General features: G+C 29.3%; 19 protein-coding genes. 2 read left to right on the plus strand and 17 right to left on the minus strand.

Features of this window, described 5'->3' with window-relative positions; all coding sequences use genetic code 11:
• Positions 1-170 precede the first annotated feature (170 nt).
• Together hcp and RGC78_RS08355 are read right to left on the minus strand one after the other, a co-directional pair.
• Positions 171-1,829 (minus strand): hydroxylamine reductase, encoded by a 1,659-nt coding sequence (gene hcp / locus RGC78_RS08350; protein WP_309556438.1) that lies wholly within the window; start codon positions 1,827-1,829, stop codon positions 171-173.
• A gap of 219 nt (positions 1,830-2,048) precedes the next feature.
• Positions 2,049-2,783 (minus strand): tetratricopeptide repeat protein, encoded by a 735-nt coding sequence (locus tag RGC78_RS08355; RefSeq protein ID WP_252212207.1) that lies wholly within the window; start codon positions 2,781-2,783, stop codon positions 2,049-2,051.
• Between the two features lie 137 nt (positions 2,784-2,920).
• On the opposite strand from RGC78_RS08355, the gene RGC78_RS08360 reads away from it, so the two are divergent.
• Positions 2,921-3,421 carry a spore coat protein gene (locus RGC78_RS08360; RefSeq protein ID WP_252212206.1) on the plus strand — a complete coding sequence of 167 codons (501 nt, stop codon included), beginning with the start codon at positions 2,921-2,923 and terminating at the stop codon, positions 3,419-3,421.
• Between the two features lie 104 nt (positions 3,422-3,525).
• Here the strand turns inward: RGC78_RS08360 and RGC78_RS08365 are convergent, their stop codons facing one another.
• The 4 genes from RGC78_RS08365 to RGC78_RS08380 all read right to left on the minus strand — a co-directional run bounded on the left by RGC78_RS08365 (position 3,526) and on the right by RGC78_RS08380 (position 8,181).
• Positions 3,526-3,984 carry a hypothetical protein gene (locus tag RGC78_RS08365; RefSeq protein WP_252212205.1) on the minus strand — a complete coding sequence of 153 codons (459 nt, stop codon included), beginning with the start codon at positions 3,982-3,984 and terminating at the stop codon, positions 3,526-3,528.
• Between the two features lie 105 nt (positions 3,985-4,089).
• On the minus strand, positions 4,090-5,280 hold the full coding sequence (locus tag RGC78_RS08370) for a deaminase domain-containing protein (RefSeq protein ID WP_309556440.1): 1,191 nt from the start codon (positions 5,278-5,280) through the stop codon (positions 4,090-4,092).
• A gap of 322 nt (positions 5,281-5,602) precedes the next feature.
• Positions 5,603-6,811, minus strand: coding sequence for a GNAT family N-acetyltransferase (locus tag RGC78_RS08375; RefSeq protein ID WP_252212203.1), 1,209 nt, complete (start codon positions 6,809-6,811; stop codon positions 5,603-5,605).
• A gap of 131 nt (positions 6,812-6,942) precedes the next feature.
• Positions 6,943-8,181 carry an MFS transporter gene (locus RGC78_RS08380; RefSeq protein ID WP_309556442.1) on the minus strand — a complete coding sequence of 413 codons (1,239 nt, stop codon included), beginning with the start codon at positions 8,179-8,181 and terminating at the stop codon, positions 6,943-6,945.
• Positions 8,182-8,354: 173 nt separating this feature from the next.
• On the opposite strand from RGC78_RS08380, the gene RGC78_RS08385 reads away from it, so the two are divergent.
• Positions 8,355-9,254 (plus strand): LysR family transcriptional regulator, encoded by a 900-nt coding sequence (locus RGC78_RS08385; protein WP_252212201.1) that lies wholly within the window; start codon positions 8,355-8,357, stop codon positions 9,252-9,254.
• Positions 9,255-9,438: 184 nt separating this feature from the next.
• On the opposite strand, the gene RGC78_RS08390 is transcribed toward RGC78_RS08385, so the two are convergent.
• From RGC78_RS08390 to RGC78_RS08440, 11 genes are all read right to left on the minus strand, one after another.
• Positions 9,439-9,807 (minus strand): hypothetical protein, encoded by a 369-nt coding sequence (locus RGC78_RS08390; RefSeq protein ID WP_252212200.1) that lies wholly within the window; start codon positions 9,805-9,807, stop codon positions 9,439-9,441.
• 893 nt (positions 9,808-10,700) lie between these two features.
• Entirely contained in the window at positions 10,701-11,411 is a 711-nt protein-coding gene (locus tag RGC78_RS08395; protein ID WP_252212199.1) for an MIP/aquaporin family protein, read from the minus strand.
• A gap of 133 nt (positions 11,412-11,544) precedes the next feature.
• Positions 11,545-12,702, minus strand: coding sequence for an iron-containing alcohol dehydrogenase (locus RGC78_RS08400; RefSeq protein ID WP_252212198.1), 1,158 nt, complete (start codon positions 12,700-12,702; stop codon positions 11,545-11,547).
• An 88-nt stretch (positions 12,703-12,790) separates the two neighbouring features.
• A complete protein-coding gene (locus RGC78_RS08405; protein ID WP_252212197.1) occupies positions 12,791-13,216 on the minus strand; it encodes a GlcG/HbpS family heme-binding protein in 426 nt (141 codons plus the stop codon).
• Between the two features lie 17 nt (positions 13,217-13,233).
• Positions 13,234-13,746, minus strand: coding sequence for a cob(I)yrinic acid a,c-diamide adenosyltransferase (locus RGC78_RS08410; protein ID WP_252212196.1), 513 nt, complete (start codon positions 13,744-13,746; stop codon positions 13,234-13,236).
• A gap of 21 nt (positions 13,747-13,767) precedes the next feature.
• Complete coding sequence (locus tag RGC78_RS08415) at positions 13,768-14,127, minus strand: glycerol dehydratase reactivase beta/small subunit family protein (RefSeq protein WP_252212195.1); 360 nt, start codon at positions 14,125-14,127, stop codon at positions 13,768-13,770.
• On the minus strand, positions 14,127-15,965 hold the full coding sequence (locus RGC78_RS08420) for a diol dehydratase reactivase subunit alpha (protein WP_309556444.1): 1,839 nt from the start codon (positions 15,963-15,965) through the stop codon (positions 14,127-14,129). The genes RGC78_RS08415 and RGC78_RS08420 overlap by 1 nt, the downstream gene beginning before the upstream one ends.
• Positions 15,966-15,992: 27 nt before the next feature.
• Complete coding sequence (locus RGC78_RS08425; protein ID WP_252212193.1) at positions 15,993-16,415, minus strand: diol dehydratase small subunit; 423 nt, start codon at positions 16,413-16,415, stop codon at positions 15,993-15,995.
• A gap of 21 nt (positions 16,416-16,436) precedes the next feature.
• Positions 16,437-17,012: a propanediol/glycerol family dehydratase medium subunit gene (locus RGC78_RS08430; protein ID WP_252212192.1), complete on the minus strand. Its 576-nt coding sequence runs from the start codon at positions 17,010-17,012 to the stop codon at positions 16,437-16,439.
• A gap of 17 nt (positions 17,013-17,029) precedes the next feature.
• Positions 17,030-18,694, minus strand: coding sequence for a propanediol/glycerol family dehydratase large subunit (locus RGC78_RS08435; RefSeq protein WP_252212191.1), 1,665 nt, complete (start codon positions 18,692-18,694; stop codon positions 17,030-17,032).
• Between the two features lie 296 nt (positions 18,695-18,990).
• Positions 18,991-19,740 carry a response regulator transcription factor gene (locus RGC78_RS08440; protein WP_252212190.1) on the minus strand — a complete coding sequence of 250 codons (750 nt, stop codon included), beginning with the start codon at positions 19,738-19,740 and terminating at the stop codon, positions 18,991-18,993.
• Positions 19,741-19,747: the final 7 nt, after the last annotated feature.

Below are 19,747 nucleotides of genomic sequence, written 5' to 3' on the forward strand. Positions count from 1 at the left end.
TATTTGAAAGTTACTTTTTTAACAACACTTAAATAAGTGTTACTTATAATCTTATTGCTACGACTTATTATATTCTAAGCTTACATATAAAAATAAGGATTATTTTCACAAAACAATCCTTATTTTTTATTGTTATATATCTCTAAAAACTCATACTATACTTTAATAATTTAAATTCCTTGTTGCATACAAGTCCTTAAATCATCATCAGGTTCACTTATTAATTGTAGATTAAATGTATCAACTAAATATTGTAGTACATTAGGGCTAAAGAATGCGGGTAAAGTTGGTCCAACAAATATTCCTTTTATGCCTAATGAAAGTAATGCTAAAAGGTCAGCAACTGCTTTTTGTTCATACCAAGATAAAATTATTGAAAGTGGTAATCCATTTACATCTGTATCAAAAGCATCTGCAAGTGCTGTTGCAATTCTAACTGCTGAATATGCATCGTTACATTGACCAACATCTAACAATCTTGGAAGTCCTGCAACTTCTCCAAAATCCAGCTTATTAAATCTATATTTTCCACATGCAAGAGTAAGAATTATACAATCTTTTGGAACTTTCTCTGCAAATTCAGTATAATAATTTCTTCCTGGTCTTGCCCCATCACATCCTCCAATTAAGAAGAAGTGTCTAACTTTTCCATCCTTAACTGCATTTACTATTGTTTCTGCATTACTTAAAGTTGCATGATGCCCAAAACCCACTAATATTTCATGTGGTTCTTCTGACTCTTTAAATCCACCAAGTTCTAATGCCTTTTCTATTATCTCTGTAAAATCTTTGTAGCCATCCTTCTCTGCCTTTATATACTTTACTCCATCCCAGCCAACTACACTTGTAGTAAATATTCTATCCTTATATGTTTCCCTAGGTCTCATAAGACAATTTGTAGTCATAAGAATACATCCTGGAATACCATCGAATTCCTTTTGTTGATCCTGCCAAGCTCCACCATAATTACCAACAAGATGTTTATATTTCTTAAGTCCTGGATATCCATGGCTAGGTATCATTTCCCCATGAGTATATATGTTAATTCCTTTTCCTTCTGTTTGCTTAAGTAGCATTTCTAAATCTCTTAAATCATGACCAGAAACAATTATAAATGGTCCTTTCTTAATATGTACATTAACCTTGTGTGGCGTTGGATTTTTATAAGTTTCAGTATTAGCTTCATCTAATTTTTTCATAACTGCTACACTCATATCTCCAGTTCTCATTGTCATTCTAATTAGTTCTTCAACACTTAAATTACCATTTGTTGTACACTCTAGTCCTCTAAAATAAAAGTTATCAACTTGATCATCATTATAACCTAAAAATCTAGCTTGATGACCATAAGCACTTATACCTTTTAATCCATAAATAATTGTTTGCCTAAGTGATCTTACATCTGCATCTATATTTTGATCAAACATAATTCCAGCTTTTTTAGAGTCTTTAAGCATTTCTTCCTTAGTTTTAGTTAAATCATAAGTTGCTTCTTCTGGATATTCCTTATCATTCCCTACTTTATTTCTCAATTCTTCTTTGATTTTTTGAGAATCTCTAAGCATTTCAACATGAACTTCTGCATCAAAATTAACATTAGTAAGTGTCGTAAATAATGAATTTTCTACGAATCTAACAATATTCTTATCTATGTTTTCTCCCTTTTCTATAAGTTCCATTGCATAAACACTTATACCTTTACATTGGTATATAAGTAAATCTTGAAGATTAGCTACTTCAGGTGTCTTTCCACATACACCTAATTTAGTACAACCTTTTCCCCCTGCTGTTTGTTCGCATTGATAACAAAACATTGGATTTTCTTCCATAACATATCACTCCTATTAAAATTAGTCTATCTTAATTGTTTCACTTAATAATAATTAATATGTACTTATTTCTATTTTTATAAAAAAAATCTTTAACAATACTCTAAATGAACATTGTCAAAGATTTTATTATATTTGAAAATCTCAATATTTAAATTAAAACAAAACATATAAGTAGAAAATTATATACTTCTAACTTTAAAAACTTTCATAATTAAATTAAAATTCTATAATCTCAGATACAATTCCTTGTTCCTTCATTTCCTCAATTGCACCTTTATATTCTTCTATTTGTGGTGCAATCTTAACTGCTTCTTCATAACAATATAATGCTTTCTTCTCATCATCAAAATGATGATAACAAGCTGCTAATTTATTAAGTAATAAATGATTGTTCTTGTTTATTTTTAGTGACATTTTGTAGTACTTAATAGCTAACTTATAGTTAAGACTAAACTTGTCATTTTCTTTAAACTCTAAAACATTTTCTCTATTCATATAGATATTTCCGATACACTCATATACAGTACACATTAAACTACTATAATTATGCTTTTCTTCTTCTGTAAATTCTTGTTCACCTTTTCTAAAATAATCTAATGCATTATCAATATCACCTAACTCTGCATAGCAAAACCCTATGTGAATAAGACTCAACGACTCCTTGCTAAGTTCATAATATTCATCAAATAATTTAATTGCCTCATTAAAATTTCTTGAAGCTCTGTAAATAAGTCCTTTTATAAACATTGCATAATAATTCTTAGAATCAAATTCTAATGCTTTACTCGCAAAATATAATGACTTTTGAAGTTTTCCTTTTTTTAAATCACTCATAGCAATGTTGTTTAGAACTAATGAAAGTTCCTCTTCTGTTTTTATAATTCCGCCTGTTATATTTATCTTGTTTTCCTTTAAAAAATTATCTATTTTATCTTTTAAGTTTTCTTTCATTTCATCTACACCTACTTTGGTATTTAATTTTTAATTACATTTTAACATAAAAGTGAAATTTTTAGTGAATATATTATAAATAAAAGAAAATGAATATTATTTTACTTTTTAGTAAAACTATACTTGGAGGTGTTCTTATGGTAAATCTAAGTATGAAAGAAAGAATGTTGTTGCAAGATGAAAAAAGTCATGAAGAATTATGTGTTGAAAAATACAATAGATATTCTGATAAAGCTTGCGATGTAGAATTAAAAAATTTATTTTCAACATTAGCTCAAAAGGAACAACAACATTTAGATACTATTAATCAAATGTTAAGTGGAAGTGTTCCAAGTGTAAATCAAGGTCAACAATCTAATCAAAATCAAACTGCTAACCAAAATCAAACTTCTATGCAAAACATGAATATGAATAATGCTACTAATTCTCAATTAACTCAAAATGATATTAGTAATGATAAAATGTTATGTCAAGATTCATTATCTACTGAAAAATATGTATCTTCTACCTATAATACAACTATATTTGAATTTAAAGATAAAAATATGAGGCAAGTGTTAAATCATATTCAAAAAGAAGAACAAGAACATGGTGAACAACTATACAATTATATGAGTCAACATGGAATGTACAACTAATTAAACTAAGGCATAAATAAAATCACAAAAATGGATTCAAGTAATCTGAATCCATTTTTATTTAAAACCTAATTAATATTCTAAAATAATTTCTTTATTCTAATCTAGATCTCTACTTCAATTATGCTGTTTTGTTCATGTTCAATTTCTTTTAAAGCTTCAATACATATAATATAATACTTATGTTCATATTTTTCTTTATTAAGCATTACTTTTGTATGTATGTTTGAAAAAGACTTTACTACTATAATAATAAATGCAAGCAATATAGCTAATGTCATAATTGGTCTGTTAGAATATTGTGTGGAAATTCCTCCTAAAAAAGCAACTACAGCTATCATAAATATATTTAAGTAATATTTTTCTGAATATGCCCTACAAGATATAAATCTCTCATTTAAATATGCCTTTTCTAAATCTATGTCCAAATTTTTATTTTTTAAATAATCATTCTTTACTCTTTCATACATTTGTCTAATATCTTTATCACTGTCTTTGTATTTAACATAGTCTAAATGTATATTACCAAATGGTCTATTTCCAATTGCATGTTTTCCTCTCATCTCTCCATCTCCTATATATAACACTTTTACTATATTATGTATTATTTTTATAAAAAAATAAAGAGGTAAATATAGAAAATTAATTTCTATAAATACATCTAATTTCTACTCTCCATATTTTTTGCTGTATTTGACTTCAACTTTTATATTAGGATACTTTTTACAAAACTGGCTAATTACATAATAGCAGCTTGGACACGGCTCTAATTTAGTATATAAAATAAGAGTACCCTCATCTTTCAAGGCTTTCTTCTCTATTTGTCTATGTATTTCTTCAAATATCTTTTTTTCACTATCATTAACTCTGTTATATCCTATTCCTAAATTACCAAGCTTATTAACTTTACTACTTTTAAAAGTTGCATTTTCTAATAAAGTTACCTTGCAATAGTTCTTTATATCATTACTTCCGCTTATTGCTTTAAACTCTTTATTATCATATGTTGCTACAGCTATATTTATAGAATCCTGCAAAGCCTTACTTTGATTTATTTTAAAAGTTGATTTTTCTTTTTCATCAACTTCCATATATTTATGTATGTTCTTTATTAAACGTTGCATTCTTGGTATATTACTACTTAAATAATCATGATATTCTACAGAACCTTTCTTCGCTACAATGTGCTCATAATTTATTTTTTTAGGTATTTCTATAGATATTGTTTTAGTCTTAGACTCAACATTATACTTTTCTTTCACATTTTCATTTTTAATAAGAACCATTTTTTTTAATAATTCAATATCTTTTGCATAAAGATATTCCTTATTTATTTCTTTTTCTAAATTCTCTAATCTGATCTTACCTTCTATACTTATGATTCCAGATATATCATCTTTTATTTCTTCTATAGCCTTTATTATATCTTCAACATTATCTTGAAGACTAAATTCTCGTTCATATTCAATTCTATCTATGTTTAATTTCTTTATTGCACTTATTTTTTCACACAACCTATTATGCTCATTTTTAAATAATATCATCTTTTTTATATAATCAATTAAATCGCTAGTATCATAAACTTTATAAGTAATTTCAGGATTATTAATATATGTATGTAAAATCTCTATTACACTATTATCTACTTGAAAATTTTTAACAAGATCCTCTTTAAATTTTTCTTCATCAAACTCATTTATTTCATATCCTTCTTTTTTCAATGCATCTTTAAATTCATCTAAATTATTTATCTTAATCCGATTTTTCTTTATCTTCTTTGATAAAGTATTTATTTGAATCTCTTCTGCAATACTTCGAGTATTGCCTCTTAAAGAATTAAAAACTTTCTTTTCCTGCACAATAACTCCTCCCAATTAACGTTTTTTAGTACATATTTCTTATCTTATGAATAAGATTTCAGAGAATATACCAAATTATATTATACATTTTATTTTATAGTATGCAATTACAACTGATGTACTTAACCATATCATGTTCGATTTTATGTTTTCACCATACTGTATACTTAGTTATTTATTACATAAAAACACTCTCCTTTCAAAGTTATAGATTTTTAATCTTCCACTTTAAGGAGAGCATATGATTTTTTAATAATATGATCTTGGTATATATTATTAAGTTATTATTTATAAATTGAAATCAATTAATTTAACTTAAATTTTAAAAATAATCTGAAAAATATGGTGACTGCTGTTCTATTGCATCTTCCAACATATCTACAGTCTTAGAACTACACACAATACGTCCAATTCTATGCAGATAATCTGGGCGTTTATATCCTAATAACATAGTTGTCATAGTTTGAATATCTATTCTATCTGTAGTTTTTTCTACTGAATGAACCACCTTACCTTTTCCATCATTTGAAATTTTCAATGTAAATGTTCCTTGATTCCAAGCAAGCAATGGATCACTAAGTGTAAATGTCCATTCACGCTCTATAGTATCAGCCTTAAAAGGATATTCTTCAATAAAATGTTCAAAATCAACAATTCTAGCCATAAAATATGGTGAAATAATTTCTTTTATATCAGCATCCTCCAATAAAAATGCTAATGGCTCATCTGTAAATGTATTTCCTACGACCTTTGAAATCATAGAAAAATGAGCACTTACAAAGTTCCATAATCCTATTCTTGCATCTTCATTAACAAATATCATATCTTTAATATGAAAAACATCATCAGCTATCCAATATATTACATATCCATCTGGTTTATCATCTTCATTGTAATATACTGCAGCCATTATATCATCTGTATCCCACAACCAATATTCATTCCAAGCCAGACTATCTCTCAATAGCGCACCGTGTGTCAAATAAGCAAATCTATTATAGGCTTCTTTCACTTGGTCACTATCTATATGAACACGTCTCACATCTCCAGCTACTTGCCGATTTTTTGGCAACTGATAATCATTAATTTCATATGTGATTTTATCAGATATTATTTCCCATCCCTTCCTGCGATAATAAGGAATAGAATATGGGTATAAATAAGATATAAATTGTTTACGTTCTTTCATATTGTATAATGATTGATACAATAGTTTATGCATTAGCCCTTGATTTGAGTACTCCGGATAAGTTCCAACACCAGTAAGACCACCCATATCATATGTGCAATTAAAAATACGAACTTTCATAGGATAAACAGCCACCTGTGAAATTAGATTATCTCCATCAAACCACCCTAATACATCTGCCTGTTTCAATGTTGGTGATTTAGCACGAATAATTTCTTTATCTTGCCAACCAATTTGATTCAGTTCGTGTTCAGTGACTTGAAAAACATATCTTAATAACTGGTTATATTGCTCAAGATGTTCTATTCCAATACTTTTTAACTTTAATTGTTTTTTATTCATATAATATTACTCCTTTAACCAAATTCCGTTTATCTTACTATTGATTATAACATATCTATGAATATCAAATTATTAAAAATCCCAAAAGCACATTATTTAACTCATATTCTTTATATTATTTGAAAGTTTTATTATTTTTGTAAATTTAAACTCTTATTTGATAATTTTTTAGTGTTTGATTGCACATCTTTTTGTATTTCATCCTTTTCTATATCTTCATTAGATACAGGTAATTTTCTTGCCAAAATCACTGCAAAAATAGGCATTACTATTAAAGTACATAGTGCTGTGTGTATACCATAGTTATCCGAAACCCATCCAAGTATCGGTGATACAACACCACCCATGGTAACTCCTAATCCCATTGTTACCCCTGAAGCTAGTCCAACATGATTAGGCAAATACTTTTGTCCAAGTGCTATCATTGGGCTATATGGCATATATAAGAAAAATCCTAATGGAATCAATATTATAGTAACTATTATTGGATTTTTTACACTTAGAAAAGCTATTAATAGTGGTAATAAACAAGAATAACCCATTATTATCACCTTTTTATTTCCAGCCTTATCAGCAAGTTTTCCTGAAAATAATGTTCCAACTGCTCCAACAACAATTAATGTAGATAATGCTATACTTCCATGTACTTCTGATTGATTTAATACATGTACAAAATAAAGTGCTAAAAATGTATTAAGTCCGAAAAATACTGTGGATCTGCAAAGAAGTGTAAGTGTTAATCTTCCAAAAGCACCCCACTGATCAACTTTTACTACTTCTTCATTTCTTATACAATTGCCTTCCTTAACTAATTCATTTTCATTTTTAGAAAAATATCTTGATTCGTATAAAAGTATTAGTCCCATTATTATTGCAGGAATACACAATATTATAGTTCCCTTTAAGCCCCAGATTGATAAAATTACTGTTGTTATTATTGGCCCTACTGCAAAACCAATATTTCCACCTGCTGCAAATTGACTCACTGCAGTTGTTTTATTTTCACCTGAAAATTTATTTGTAAGCCTAGCACCTTCTGGATGATATAATGCTATTCCTACTCCACTTAAAGCTACTAAAGCAAATATCATATTATAACTACTTGTAACTCCTGATACTCCAATTCCTATACCACCTAGCAGTACACCTGTTCCAAGTGCCCAAGGAAGCGAAATTTTATCTGCATAAATTCCAAATAGAGGTTGTATTATTGATGAGCTTGCATTGGCTGCAAAAATTAAGAATGCTGCTGCTGCATAACTTAAGTTTTTCTCTGATATAAGAAATGGTAACATTGCTGGTAATGCTCCTTGATAAATGTCTGTTACTAAATGTCCAGCTGCAAATAGTCTTATAAATTTTTTGTTCATATTAAACCTTCTTTTCATGTAAGTTTATATTTTTAAGTAATTTTGTATTATTTATCTTTACTTGTAAAAATATAATTTATTCCTTATTATTATATCAAGAGAAAATCTATATTTAAAATACATATTAGGAATAGATCTATACTTAAAAAATATGAATAGATAGGTGAATGATGATGGATATAAGACAGCTTAGATATTTTTTAACCATAGCTGAAGAAGGTCATATAACAGCAGCAGCTAAAAAACTAAATATTTCCCAACCACCTTTAAGCAAACAACTTAAATTACTAGAAGAAGAACTTGGAGTAACATTGTTCAATAGAACGAGTAGAAGTTTAGAATTAACAGACGCTGGTATTTTGCTTCAAAATAAATCTTCGCAACTCCTTGAGTTGTATAAATCAACGGTTAATGAAATAAAGAATTTTAATGATGGAATAGAAGGAACACTAGGTATCGGAACAGTTTGTTCTTCAGGAATTAATATTTTGCCACAAAAAATAAAGGAATTTTGTAAACAACATCCTAAAATAGATTATGAAATATATGAGGGCAATAGTTTTAAAATAATGGAACTATTAAATAATGGACTAATTGATGTTGGATTTGTGAGAGAACCATTTAATCTATCACTATATAATTCATTTGTAATTAAAGATAATCTTGAAAATAACTTAAATGACTATTTTGTTACAATTGCAAAATCTAAATTCTATGATTCCATAGAAAGTAACACTATTCTCATTAAAGAATTAAAAGATAAGCCATTAATAATTAATCGAAGATACGATGATGTTATAAAAAGTGCTTGTAATAAAGCAGGCTTTGAACCACAGATAATATGTAAAAATGATGATATTATTACATCTTTAAGTTGGGCCGAAGCTGGAATTGGAATTTCTATTTTACCTCTTACTGCTTCTAATATCTTACCAAATGTTAATCTAAAAATAAAAAAGATAATAGAACCATCAATTGAGTCATATTTAAGATTAATTTGGACTAAAAATAAACCTCTATCAAATATTTCACGTAATTTTATAGAAATGTTTGATAAAAATATTTTTAATTAATCTAGATTAACTCCTTTTTTTAGATACTATAAATAATGGTATTATAAATAGACTCACTTATAGTAAGATTGATTGCCGTCTTTGAAATATGATGAAGGACTTTTTTTATTTATTTTTTAACTTGTCTATAATTTTACTATTATTTTGTTATGTTATCTATATTTCTTAAATATTGTAATATTTCTTATACAATGTTATTTAAAAAAATACCAATAGCAGTAACTATTATACTTACAATCATTAATATTGCTACGTTTGAAATCGCAAGTACGATAGGATGATTTCTCATAAACATTTGATATTTATTTATTTTAATTTCTTCTTCATATACATCAAATATTTTATTTCTACCATTGATAATGCTCATTCCTATTTTATAACATAAACCAATATTTAAAAACTGAATAATAAGTAAGAATTTTGTAAATACAGCTATTGTTGTAAATATAATTGCTAATATTATTATCCCTTCAAAAACTTTCTTAGGTGTAACAAAAGACATTCCTGTCAAAACTAGAAAAAGTACTACTTGAAATTGAATCCATACTGGCATTTCCTTTCTCACTTTCTATATTTTCTTAAATTCTACAAATAATTATTTAAATAATCTGCTAAAGCTCTATTAACTATTTCACTTATAAAAATATTATCATGATTTAAAATAAGAATTTTATTTATATTAGATACACCTCTTTTATTATTTTAATGAAATTTCTTATACTTCTATTTCATAATAACCTTTTAAATATCCTTCTTGGATCGGCATATCATATTCATCTATAAATAACATAACTCTATTATCATAATGCTTATGCATACATTTCATCAAAAAATTAACTCCATGACAAGTATCTGTAAATGAAGCACTTTTACTCAATATATCATAATATTTTTTCTTATCTACAAAGTAATTATCATTTTCTATTAATTCTTTAAAATCTGATAATCCTACACTTATATTTTTTTCAATGTATGCACCTTCCTTCTTCTATTATTTTCTATTTAAATGCCATCATCTCAAAGTTAATCAATCCATTATTGAGGAACCCCTTCAACATATTTTATTTAAATACATCCCATGTTAAAGTTAATCATTGAAAATAAGCTATTATTGAAATTTAAAAAATCTTCTAATACAGTAATAGTAACACATTACAAAAATTTTACCAAGTGATTTGAAAATGTTAGCTACATCATTTATCATCTTATAAATTTCTTCAATTTGATTATTCTTTTGTGTATTTTATTTCCTGTGAATATTTAATTATAAAAGAATAAGAGCCTACATTACATAGACTCTCATTCGTATCTCATATTAATTTTTAAGCTCTGTACTAAATATGTATTCGTATATTCAATAAGTTAAGTTCAATTACTCAGTTCACTTTACTTATGTATACATGAACACTTTGCTAAGATAGATCTTATTTTAAAAATACACTAATCTTAGAATATACTTACGTAAATTAAAGCTCCTGCTATTGCTCCTAATATTGGTGCTACTACTGGTATCCATGCATAGCCCCAATCTGAAGTACCTTTATTTGGTACTGGCAATAAAAAGTGAGCAAGTCTTGGTGCTAAATCTCTAGCTGGGTTTATAGCATATCCTGTTGGACCACCTAAACATAATCCCATTGCTAATATTATTACACCTATAGCTACTGGCTGAGTTCCACTTACAAATGGTTGAGCTGTTGCTCCCATTATTGCAAAAATTAATATGAATGTTCCTACAAACTCAGTTATAAAGTTGAATACAGGTTTTCTTATTTCTGGAGCTGTACAAAACACTCCTAATTTTGTAGCTTGATCTTCAGTTTCTTGAAAATGATTATAGTAAGAAACAAGAACTAAAGCTGCTCCTATAAATGCTCCTATAAGTTGTGCTGCTATATACATTGGAACATCAGCCCATGCAAATTTTCCAACAGTAGCTAATGCTATTGTAACTGCAGGGTTAAAATGCGCTCCACTAATATTTCCAAACATATATACTGGAATTGCAACAGCTACAGCCCATCCGCTTGATATAACCATCCATCCTGAATTTTGACCCTTTGTTTTCTTAAGTATTACGTTAGCTACAACAGCATCTCCTAATAATACTAATATTAAAGTTCCAAACATTTCTGCAAAAAATGTTGCCATGTTCATTATATTAGTCCTCCTAAAATCTTATGTTTTTCTATTAATTTATCTTATGAATTTATATAATTTCATTTAAAGAACCCCTTTAAAAGTAAAGGGGTTCTCATAATAGTTATGTATTATCTACTTTTTAATTATCTTAAAATGCAGCTTTAAATATTGCAACTATATCTTTTTCGTTTCCTTTTCTTGGGTTACTGAATGCATTACCATCTTTTAATGCCATTTCAGCCATGTATTCGAAATCTTCTTCTTTTATTCCCATTTCTTTTAAGCTTGTAGGAATTCCGATATCAGTTGAAAGTCTGAACATAGCATCTATAGCTTTTTCTGCTGCTTCCATAACTGATAATCCTTGTATGTTTTCTCCCATGAATTCTGCTATATCAGCAAATTTTTGTGGGTTTGAGATTAAGTTGTATTTTTCAACATGTGGAAGAAGCATAGCATTAGCTACTCCATGTGGCATGTCGTATAATCCACCTAGTTGGTGAGCCATAGCATGAACATATCCTAAGTTAGCATTGTTGAATGCCATACCAGCTAATAATGAACCGTATGCCATGTTTTCTCTTGCTACTAAGTTTTCACCTAAAGCAACTGCTTGTCTTAAGTTGTTTGATATTAATTTTATTGCTTGTATAGCAGCAGCATCAGTTACAGGGTTTGCATCTTTTGATACATAAGCTTCGATAGCATGAGTTAATGCATCCATTCCTGTAGCAGCTGTTAAACCTGCAGGTTTTTTAACCATTAATTCTGGATCGTTGAATGAAGCTAATGGTAAGTTTCTCCAGCTAACTATAACATATTTAACTTTAGTTTTAGTGTTAGTTATAACACAGTGTCTTGTAACTTCACTTGCTGTTCCAGCTGTAGTGTTAACTGCAACTATTGGTGGAAGAGCTTTAGTTAAAGTTTCTATTCCAGCATATTCATAAAGATCTCCTTCATGAGTAGCAACTATACCAATACCTTTACCACAGTCATGAGCACTTCCGCCTCCAACTGTAACTATCATATCACATTTTTCTTCTTGGAATATTTTTAATCCATCAGCAACATTAGTGTCTTTTGGATTTGGTTCAACTGCATCATAATATGCAACTTCTATTCCAGCTTCTTGTAATGATTTAACAGTTAATTCTACTGCTCCACCTTCCATGCTTCTTAAAAATTTATCTGTTACTATTAGAGCTTTTTTTCCGCCTAATATTTGACATCTTTCTCCTACTAATTTTACACATCCAGCTCCCATAAAGTTAACACTTGGTACTAAATAATCGTACATTCTCATTGTAAATTCCTCCTATTAGTTAATCATATATTTAATCTTTTATATATTAATTTAAAATATATTTGCATTGTTAATACTATAGATATTTTTACTTGTTAAAAGCATCTACTGCAGCTTGAGCTATAGCCATATCTTCTTCTACAGTTCCACCACTTACTCCAACAGCTCCTACAACTTGACCATCAACTATTATTGGTAGTCCACCGCCAAATGGAACTATTCTGCAATTGTTTGTAAGTTGAAGTCCATAAAGACTTTGTCCTGGTTGTACACATTCAGCTATTCCATGGCTTCCTTGCTTTAAACATGCTGCTGTATAAGCTTTGTTTATTGCTATGTCAATGCTTGTTATGAAAGCATCTTCCATTCTGTGCATTAACATTAAGTTTGCTCCAGCATCTACTGCTGCAAAAATTACTGGTACATTCATGCTAGCTGCTTTTTCTTCTGCTGCTTTAGCCATTTCTTTTACTATTTCTAAACTTAATTGTTTTATTTCATTTAACTTTTTCATAAATTAATCCCCCTAAACTATTTTTCTTCATTATATCTAGCAAATGCATATAAAACGTCTGATAGTCTATTTATATACATTTTAACTGGCTCATTAACATGTTCCTCTTTACTAAGTGTAGCAATTATTCTTTCTGCTCTTCTAGTTACAGTTCTTGCTACATGTAAAGCTGCTGATATTTTATTTTTTCCTGGAGTTACAAATCCATTAAAAGGTCCTGCAAGCTCCATATATTTATCTATTAGAACTTCTAGTTTTTCTATATCTTCATCTGTTATTACTTCTTTTAAATATGTTAATCCCTTTTCATCACTAGCAAGTTCTGCACCTAATACAAATAATTTCTTTTGTATTTCTTGGAGTGCATTTTTTTCTTCTTTATCTTCACTCTCAGCATAAGCTAAGCCAATGAATGAAATAACTTCATCAACAGTTCCATATGCTTCAACTCTTAAACTATCTTTATCTACTCTACTGCCACCATATAAAGCGGTAGTTCCTTTATCACCTGTTTTAGTATAAATTTTCATAATACAACTACTCCTTATACTCTACTTAAAAGCAATTCCCTTAACTAATCTTCCTGCATTAGCTCCTAAAGCTCTTAAAACTTTATCACCATCATCTAGACTAACAGTAAACAAAGGTTCATATTTTTTAAGTTTATTTAAAGTTAATGTTACTTTTCCACTTTTATCGATACCTATACCTACTGCTAATTTTGAATCTTGTGAAGCTATATGACTAAGCTCTTCTGAACTTAAGGAATCTTCTTTACTTGATACCTTACAAGGTATTCCTTCTTCTTCTAATCCCCATAAAATTTCATTGAATATAGTTAAGTCTTCTAATGTTGAACAATGATAAAGACATATGGTTGGCATGTCATATTTAAAATGTCTCATCATCATTACTTAATTTCTCCATTTCCATCAAAAGCTAATACAAGTCCTGTAGCTACAGCATTTCTTGGACCTTCTGTTCCTCTGATATTTCCTCTTCCAGCTACTACTCCATATTGTGATAAAGCATTAGTTACTACTTGAGGAACTTCGAAATCTAATGAAGATCCACCTACTAATACAACAAATTCAATGTCTCTTATATTTCCTGTAGGTGATACTATTTTTAATGCTCTTAAGCAGTTAGTTACAAACACCTTTTCTTTAGCACATTTTCTTATGTTCCTAATTTTTTCCAAAGAATTTTGTCCATCTATTGGCACAAGCATTCCATCTTTTAAGATTACAACCTTAGCAAAAACTTCTGGTTCTAATGGTTTTTCGAAAAACTCTACTGTTCCATCTTCATGTCTTATATGGAATAAGCTTTCTACCTTTGCCAATGGATGTTTTTTAATATCTTCAGCTAAATTGAAATCTTCTAATCCAAGTTCTGACTTTATAAGCATAGTTACCATGTTACCTGCTCCAGCTAAATGAATTGAACAAATTTCACCTTGCTTATTTATTATTGATGCATCAGTAGATCCTGCTCCCATATCTAAGATTGCAAGTGGTGTACTACTCCCTGGAGTTGTTAATGCTCCTCTTATAGCCATATCAGCTTCTACTCCGCCAACTTCAACAGGAACATTTAATTGTCCTTGTAATTTATCTGCAATCATCTGCATTTGAAGTTTATCAGCTTTAACCATAGCAGCTATTCCTACTGCATTTTCCATTGAGAATTCTGCTGCAAGACCACCTTTTACCATTTGAGGTATAAAAGTATCAACTGCTAATAAGTCTTGAATTGTGATATCTGATATTTTTTGCTTTGTAAGATTTGCCATTACTTGTCTTACTCTTTCTAACATTCCACCAGCATTTGTACCAGCTTCGCCTTTAACATCTTGAATTGGAACACATAAGTTAACTGCATCCATTATTTTTTCTGCACCATGTTCTACATCTACAACTTCTTTTCTTTTTAATCCATTTATATGGATTTTACCTGCAGGTATACTTTTTTCTTGAACATCACCTTTAGGTGTTTTTATTACTACTGCAGATCTATTTCCTATTAAAGCTCTAGATATTGGTACTATCATTTTTGTTTCTTCTGATGTTAAATTAAACACTGTAGCAATACCGTATGGATTAGATAAAGTTTCAACAACATCACCTTGTGCAGCAACCTCTACTGCAGCTTTCATTCCTACTGGAACTTTTTCTAAAAACATTACTTCATCTACTATAGGTATTTTCTTTTCTAATCTATTATTAATTAGAACTCCATCATCTCTTTGAACTATTGCTGATGTTATGTTTATACCTCTTTGAGTTGCAGCATTAATTCTAGCTGCAGCCTCTAAGAAGTTAACTCTATTTAAAATTAACGGAATAAATTGATTTTCTTCAATTTTATCTACTTCTAAGTTGTCTAAATCTTCAATATATATAGTTTTTCCTATTCCAGTACCTACACCACCTGGAGTAGATGGATTATGTCCAATCATTGTAGATTCTGTTATTATAGTTTCAGTAATAGTTTCCATAGCAACATCACCTATAACAGGGGCTGCTTCATTGATTCTAACCAAGTTCAAATCTTTAAGTTCTAAATTTACTTTTTTTAAAGCTCCTTTTAAAGAGGAAAATACTCCATCTATGTTTTCTTCAGTGCCTTTTATTCCTGTTGTTGGAACTATGCCACTTGAAAGAAACTCTACGTTTCCATTTTCAACCTTTGATAACGCTACTTCCGTTGTAGCATTACCAATGTCTACACCTGCAATTATTTTCATTAAATTTCCTCCTTAATTCAAAGCCAATTATTCTTGTCTTAACTTTTGTCTTGCCTCATAAACTTCAATAGCTTCTCTTACAAAATCAGCATTAACTTTTGCGCCATAAACTGTTTCAAGTTCTTCAGCTATTGCAAAAAGCTCTTCTTTTGTTGAACGATTTGGTCTTAATGCATTATATATTTCAAGAATTCTATCATCTGGAACTTTTATAAGTTCTGCTGCTCTTCTAAAGTTTCTAGCTATAGCATCTCTCTTCATACCTTCAGCAATTTGAGCTTGCATTTCTAAAGTTTCTGGTGATATTCTAACGTCTTCTGCTTTAATATCTCCTTTTAATACGTTCTCTAGGGTTATATCTTGTAGATTTTTTCCTGTTGGTGTCTTTATGCTTTCAGGTCTTTTTGTAGCCAAAGGATAATCTTGTGGATTCATTTTTCTTTGTTCCATAAAAGTTATTCTCCCTTCAAATTAAAATTTAACTTCAATTTCTATTGGTTTTGCTCCAATTTCTACATGTTTAGTTTCTTTTATGTGAAATAGGGCAGCTATTGCCATGAACTTAGGTCTAACCATTTGATCGTTCTTTGTAGGAACTGGTGTTGGTGATTCTCCCTTAGCATATTTTGCTGCATTCTTTCCTATTAATCTATAAGTTTCTAGTGTTAATAGTGGTGCTTGTGGGAATAATTCTAAGTTATTTAAAGGAAGTAAATCTTTTTGATGGATAACTGTTGTTCCTTTTGATTGTATTCCTATACCTATTCCTGATCCACTTAGTTTTGCTGCATCATTTGATATAAATGAAACGTCAGATGTTCTTATTACTCTAACAACACGAGCCTTTAGTCCTTCTTCTTCTATTCCAGCTATAATTTCTGTTAATATATCATTGTGTGATACATTAACTAATGTCTTGCTTTGAAACTTAAGGAAAGCTGGTGCTAATCCTATAACAACTTCATCTACCTTAGTTCCAACTTTTGCTTCTCCTACTTCAGTAAGCTGAAGCTTTGGTATAACATATTGATTTGTTGTATTTTCCATATTGCTCACCTCTACCCTTACTCTATATCTTCTGGTTTTATTACGTTAGGGATGTTCTTTATTTCTTCCCATCTCTCTGGACTAATTCTATAACCAGTTCCTGGTCCCATATAGTCATTTTTATCATTAACTGCACTTATAACATCAAAATCATTATCTAATATAGCTGATGTTTGTAAGTAGTCTCCAGTTACTCTTTGCTTAAGCATGTTTAATATGTTACCTGCAACATCATCAAATCCACCAGTGCTTAATGCTTTAACTATATCTAATCCACTTACTCTCTTCTTAAGCATTTCTTCTGCTGCCTTTAAGTCTTCAACTATGTTTCTTTCAGGCATATCTTTACTTCCATGAGCATAAGTTGCTGCTTCAACTTCTTCATCAGTTATAGCAGGGAATCCTAATTCTCTAAATACTGCTTGTATTGCTTTTGCTGCTTTATTTCTAATTGCAATTGTTTCTTCTTCTGATACTGGTCTTAATCCACCATCTACCATTAAGTCTCTTTGAAGAACGTTGTAATCATCAAAGTCTTCAGCATCAAAGTTTGAACCTGCAAACATGTTATCATAGTTTGGAACTGCACTATATCCTGAGAATATGAAGTCTGTTCCTGGTAGCATTTGCATTAATGTTCTTGCTGTTCTTCTTATATCTGAATGTGAGAAAGTTTGGTCATTTGCTGACGCAACTTCTATATCAAGCATTGCTGCTATTAAGTTTTCAGCAAGTACTGCTCTTATTCCTGATGGAACTGCTCCTGTCATACCTATACAACTAACTGCACCATTTTGAAGTCCTTGAACTCCAGCACCCTTAGTTATGTATATACATCTTGACTCTAGGTAAAGCATTGATTTTCCTTCTGAATATCCCATTAATGCTTCTGAACCTGTACCTGATGTATATCTCATTTTAAGACCTCTTGAAGCATAAGCTGATGCTAAGAATGCCTTTGACCATGGAGTATCATCTCCATCTGTAAATACTGCTTCAGTTCCATATACTGAAACTGTTTCTGCATAACTTGTAAGTCCTCTCATACCAAGGTCAAGTTCTGTAGCTTCTTCAACTGAACATTGAGTTAAAACTCCTCCACGACCTACTTGTGAACCTATTAATATAGCTAATGCATTAAATGGAGCATATCTAACTATACCAACTGTAGTTTCTTGTTCTGAAAAACCTCTTATTCCTGCTTCTGCTGCATCTGCTGCAATTTGAACTGGGTTATCTTTTAAGTTTGTAACGTGACATTGATTTGAAGGTGTTTTTCTTGCTCTCATTTTTTGAAGAGCCATCATCATTTCAACAACATTCATGTGTGACACAACTTCTACCACCTTAGCTGGTGTTATAGATGTTGTTATGTCAACTATCTCATCTCTACTAACATTTATATCTACAAGTTTTCTTGCTATTTCTACTGAATCTAAACTCATAGCTTTTTCTGCATTTTCTAAATTGATTGCATAGTCAGCTATAAATCTATCTATCATATCAAAGTCTTCTCTTTTTTTGTTATCTAGCTCTACTACTGTTCCATTTTCAATTTTTATTGAAGATTTTGGATCGTTAGCGCTATTCATTGCTACTAACCCTTCTTCTGGCCATTCTCCAATAAGACCATCTTGATTTACAGGACGCTTAGCTAAAACCTGGAATCTTTTTGATTTCACTTGCATTTCCTCCCCTGAACATAACATTTTATATTTTGACTTTAAGTTATGTTTGCTTTGTTATTTTTTTATCATGATTTGATTGTACTAAATTTTCTGACAAAACTCATTGCATTTTTTTGCTTTTTTCTTGCATTTTATTGTTAACTTTTTAGTTTTAAAATGTCATTTTTTTGCTCACTTTCTTTTTTGAAACTTTTAACTATAAAAAAATAGTCCTAAACCTTAAAGTTATAGGACTATTTTTTTATGAATATAGTAAAAACTTAATAATATTCATTATATTTTTTAACAATCTATTTTGTTTTAATAATTTCTCTATATTTTTTAGGAGTAATTCCTTCATATTTTTTAAAAACTCTAATAAAATATCCACAATCTTCAAATCCCAAATCTAATGATATATTTAAAATTGGCGTATTTGTATTTTCGAGCATTTCCTTTGCTTTTCCAACTTTCTTTTCATTAACGTAAACCGTGAAATTTACTCCCATTTCTCTTTTGAAGAGTTTACTAAAATAACAAGTACTTAAATTACATAAATTAGCCATTTTTTCTAAAGTTATATTTTCATTTAAACTTTTTTCTATATATTCTATAGATGGATTAATAATAGATTCACTTTCCGAAAAAATTATTGTATCTTTATTTATTTCTTCTTCGCAATCTTCGTTAATTTTTAAATTAACGAATAGCTCTTTCATTATTGCTGAAATTTCATCAGGTTTAAATGGCTTCAATATATAATCATTGACCCCTAAAACCAATGCTTTACGCATAAGTTCAAAATCATCATAAGCAGTAACCATTATTATAATTTTATTAGGGTATTCTTCTTTTATTATTTGAGAAGCCTTTATTCCATCTATTCCAGGCATCTTTACATCCATTATTATTACATCTGGATTAAATTTTTTATTAAACTCAATAGCTTCCCTTCCATTACTAGCTTCTGCTATAACATTTGCGTATTCTGTATTACCAATAACCATTTTTAACGCTTGTCTTTCTAGTGCTTCATCATCTACTATCATTATTTTAAGCATTATAAAA

It is taken from the genome of Clostridium aquiflavi (assembly GCF_031344075.1).
Taxonomy (GTDB): domain Bacteria; phylum Bacillota; class Clostridia; order Clostridiales; family Clostridiaceae; genus Clostridium; species Clostridium aquiflavi.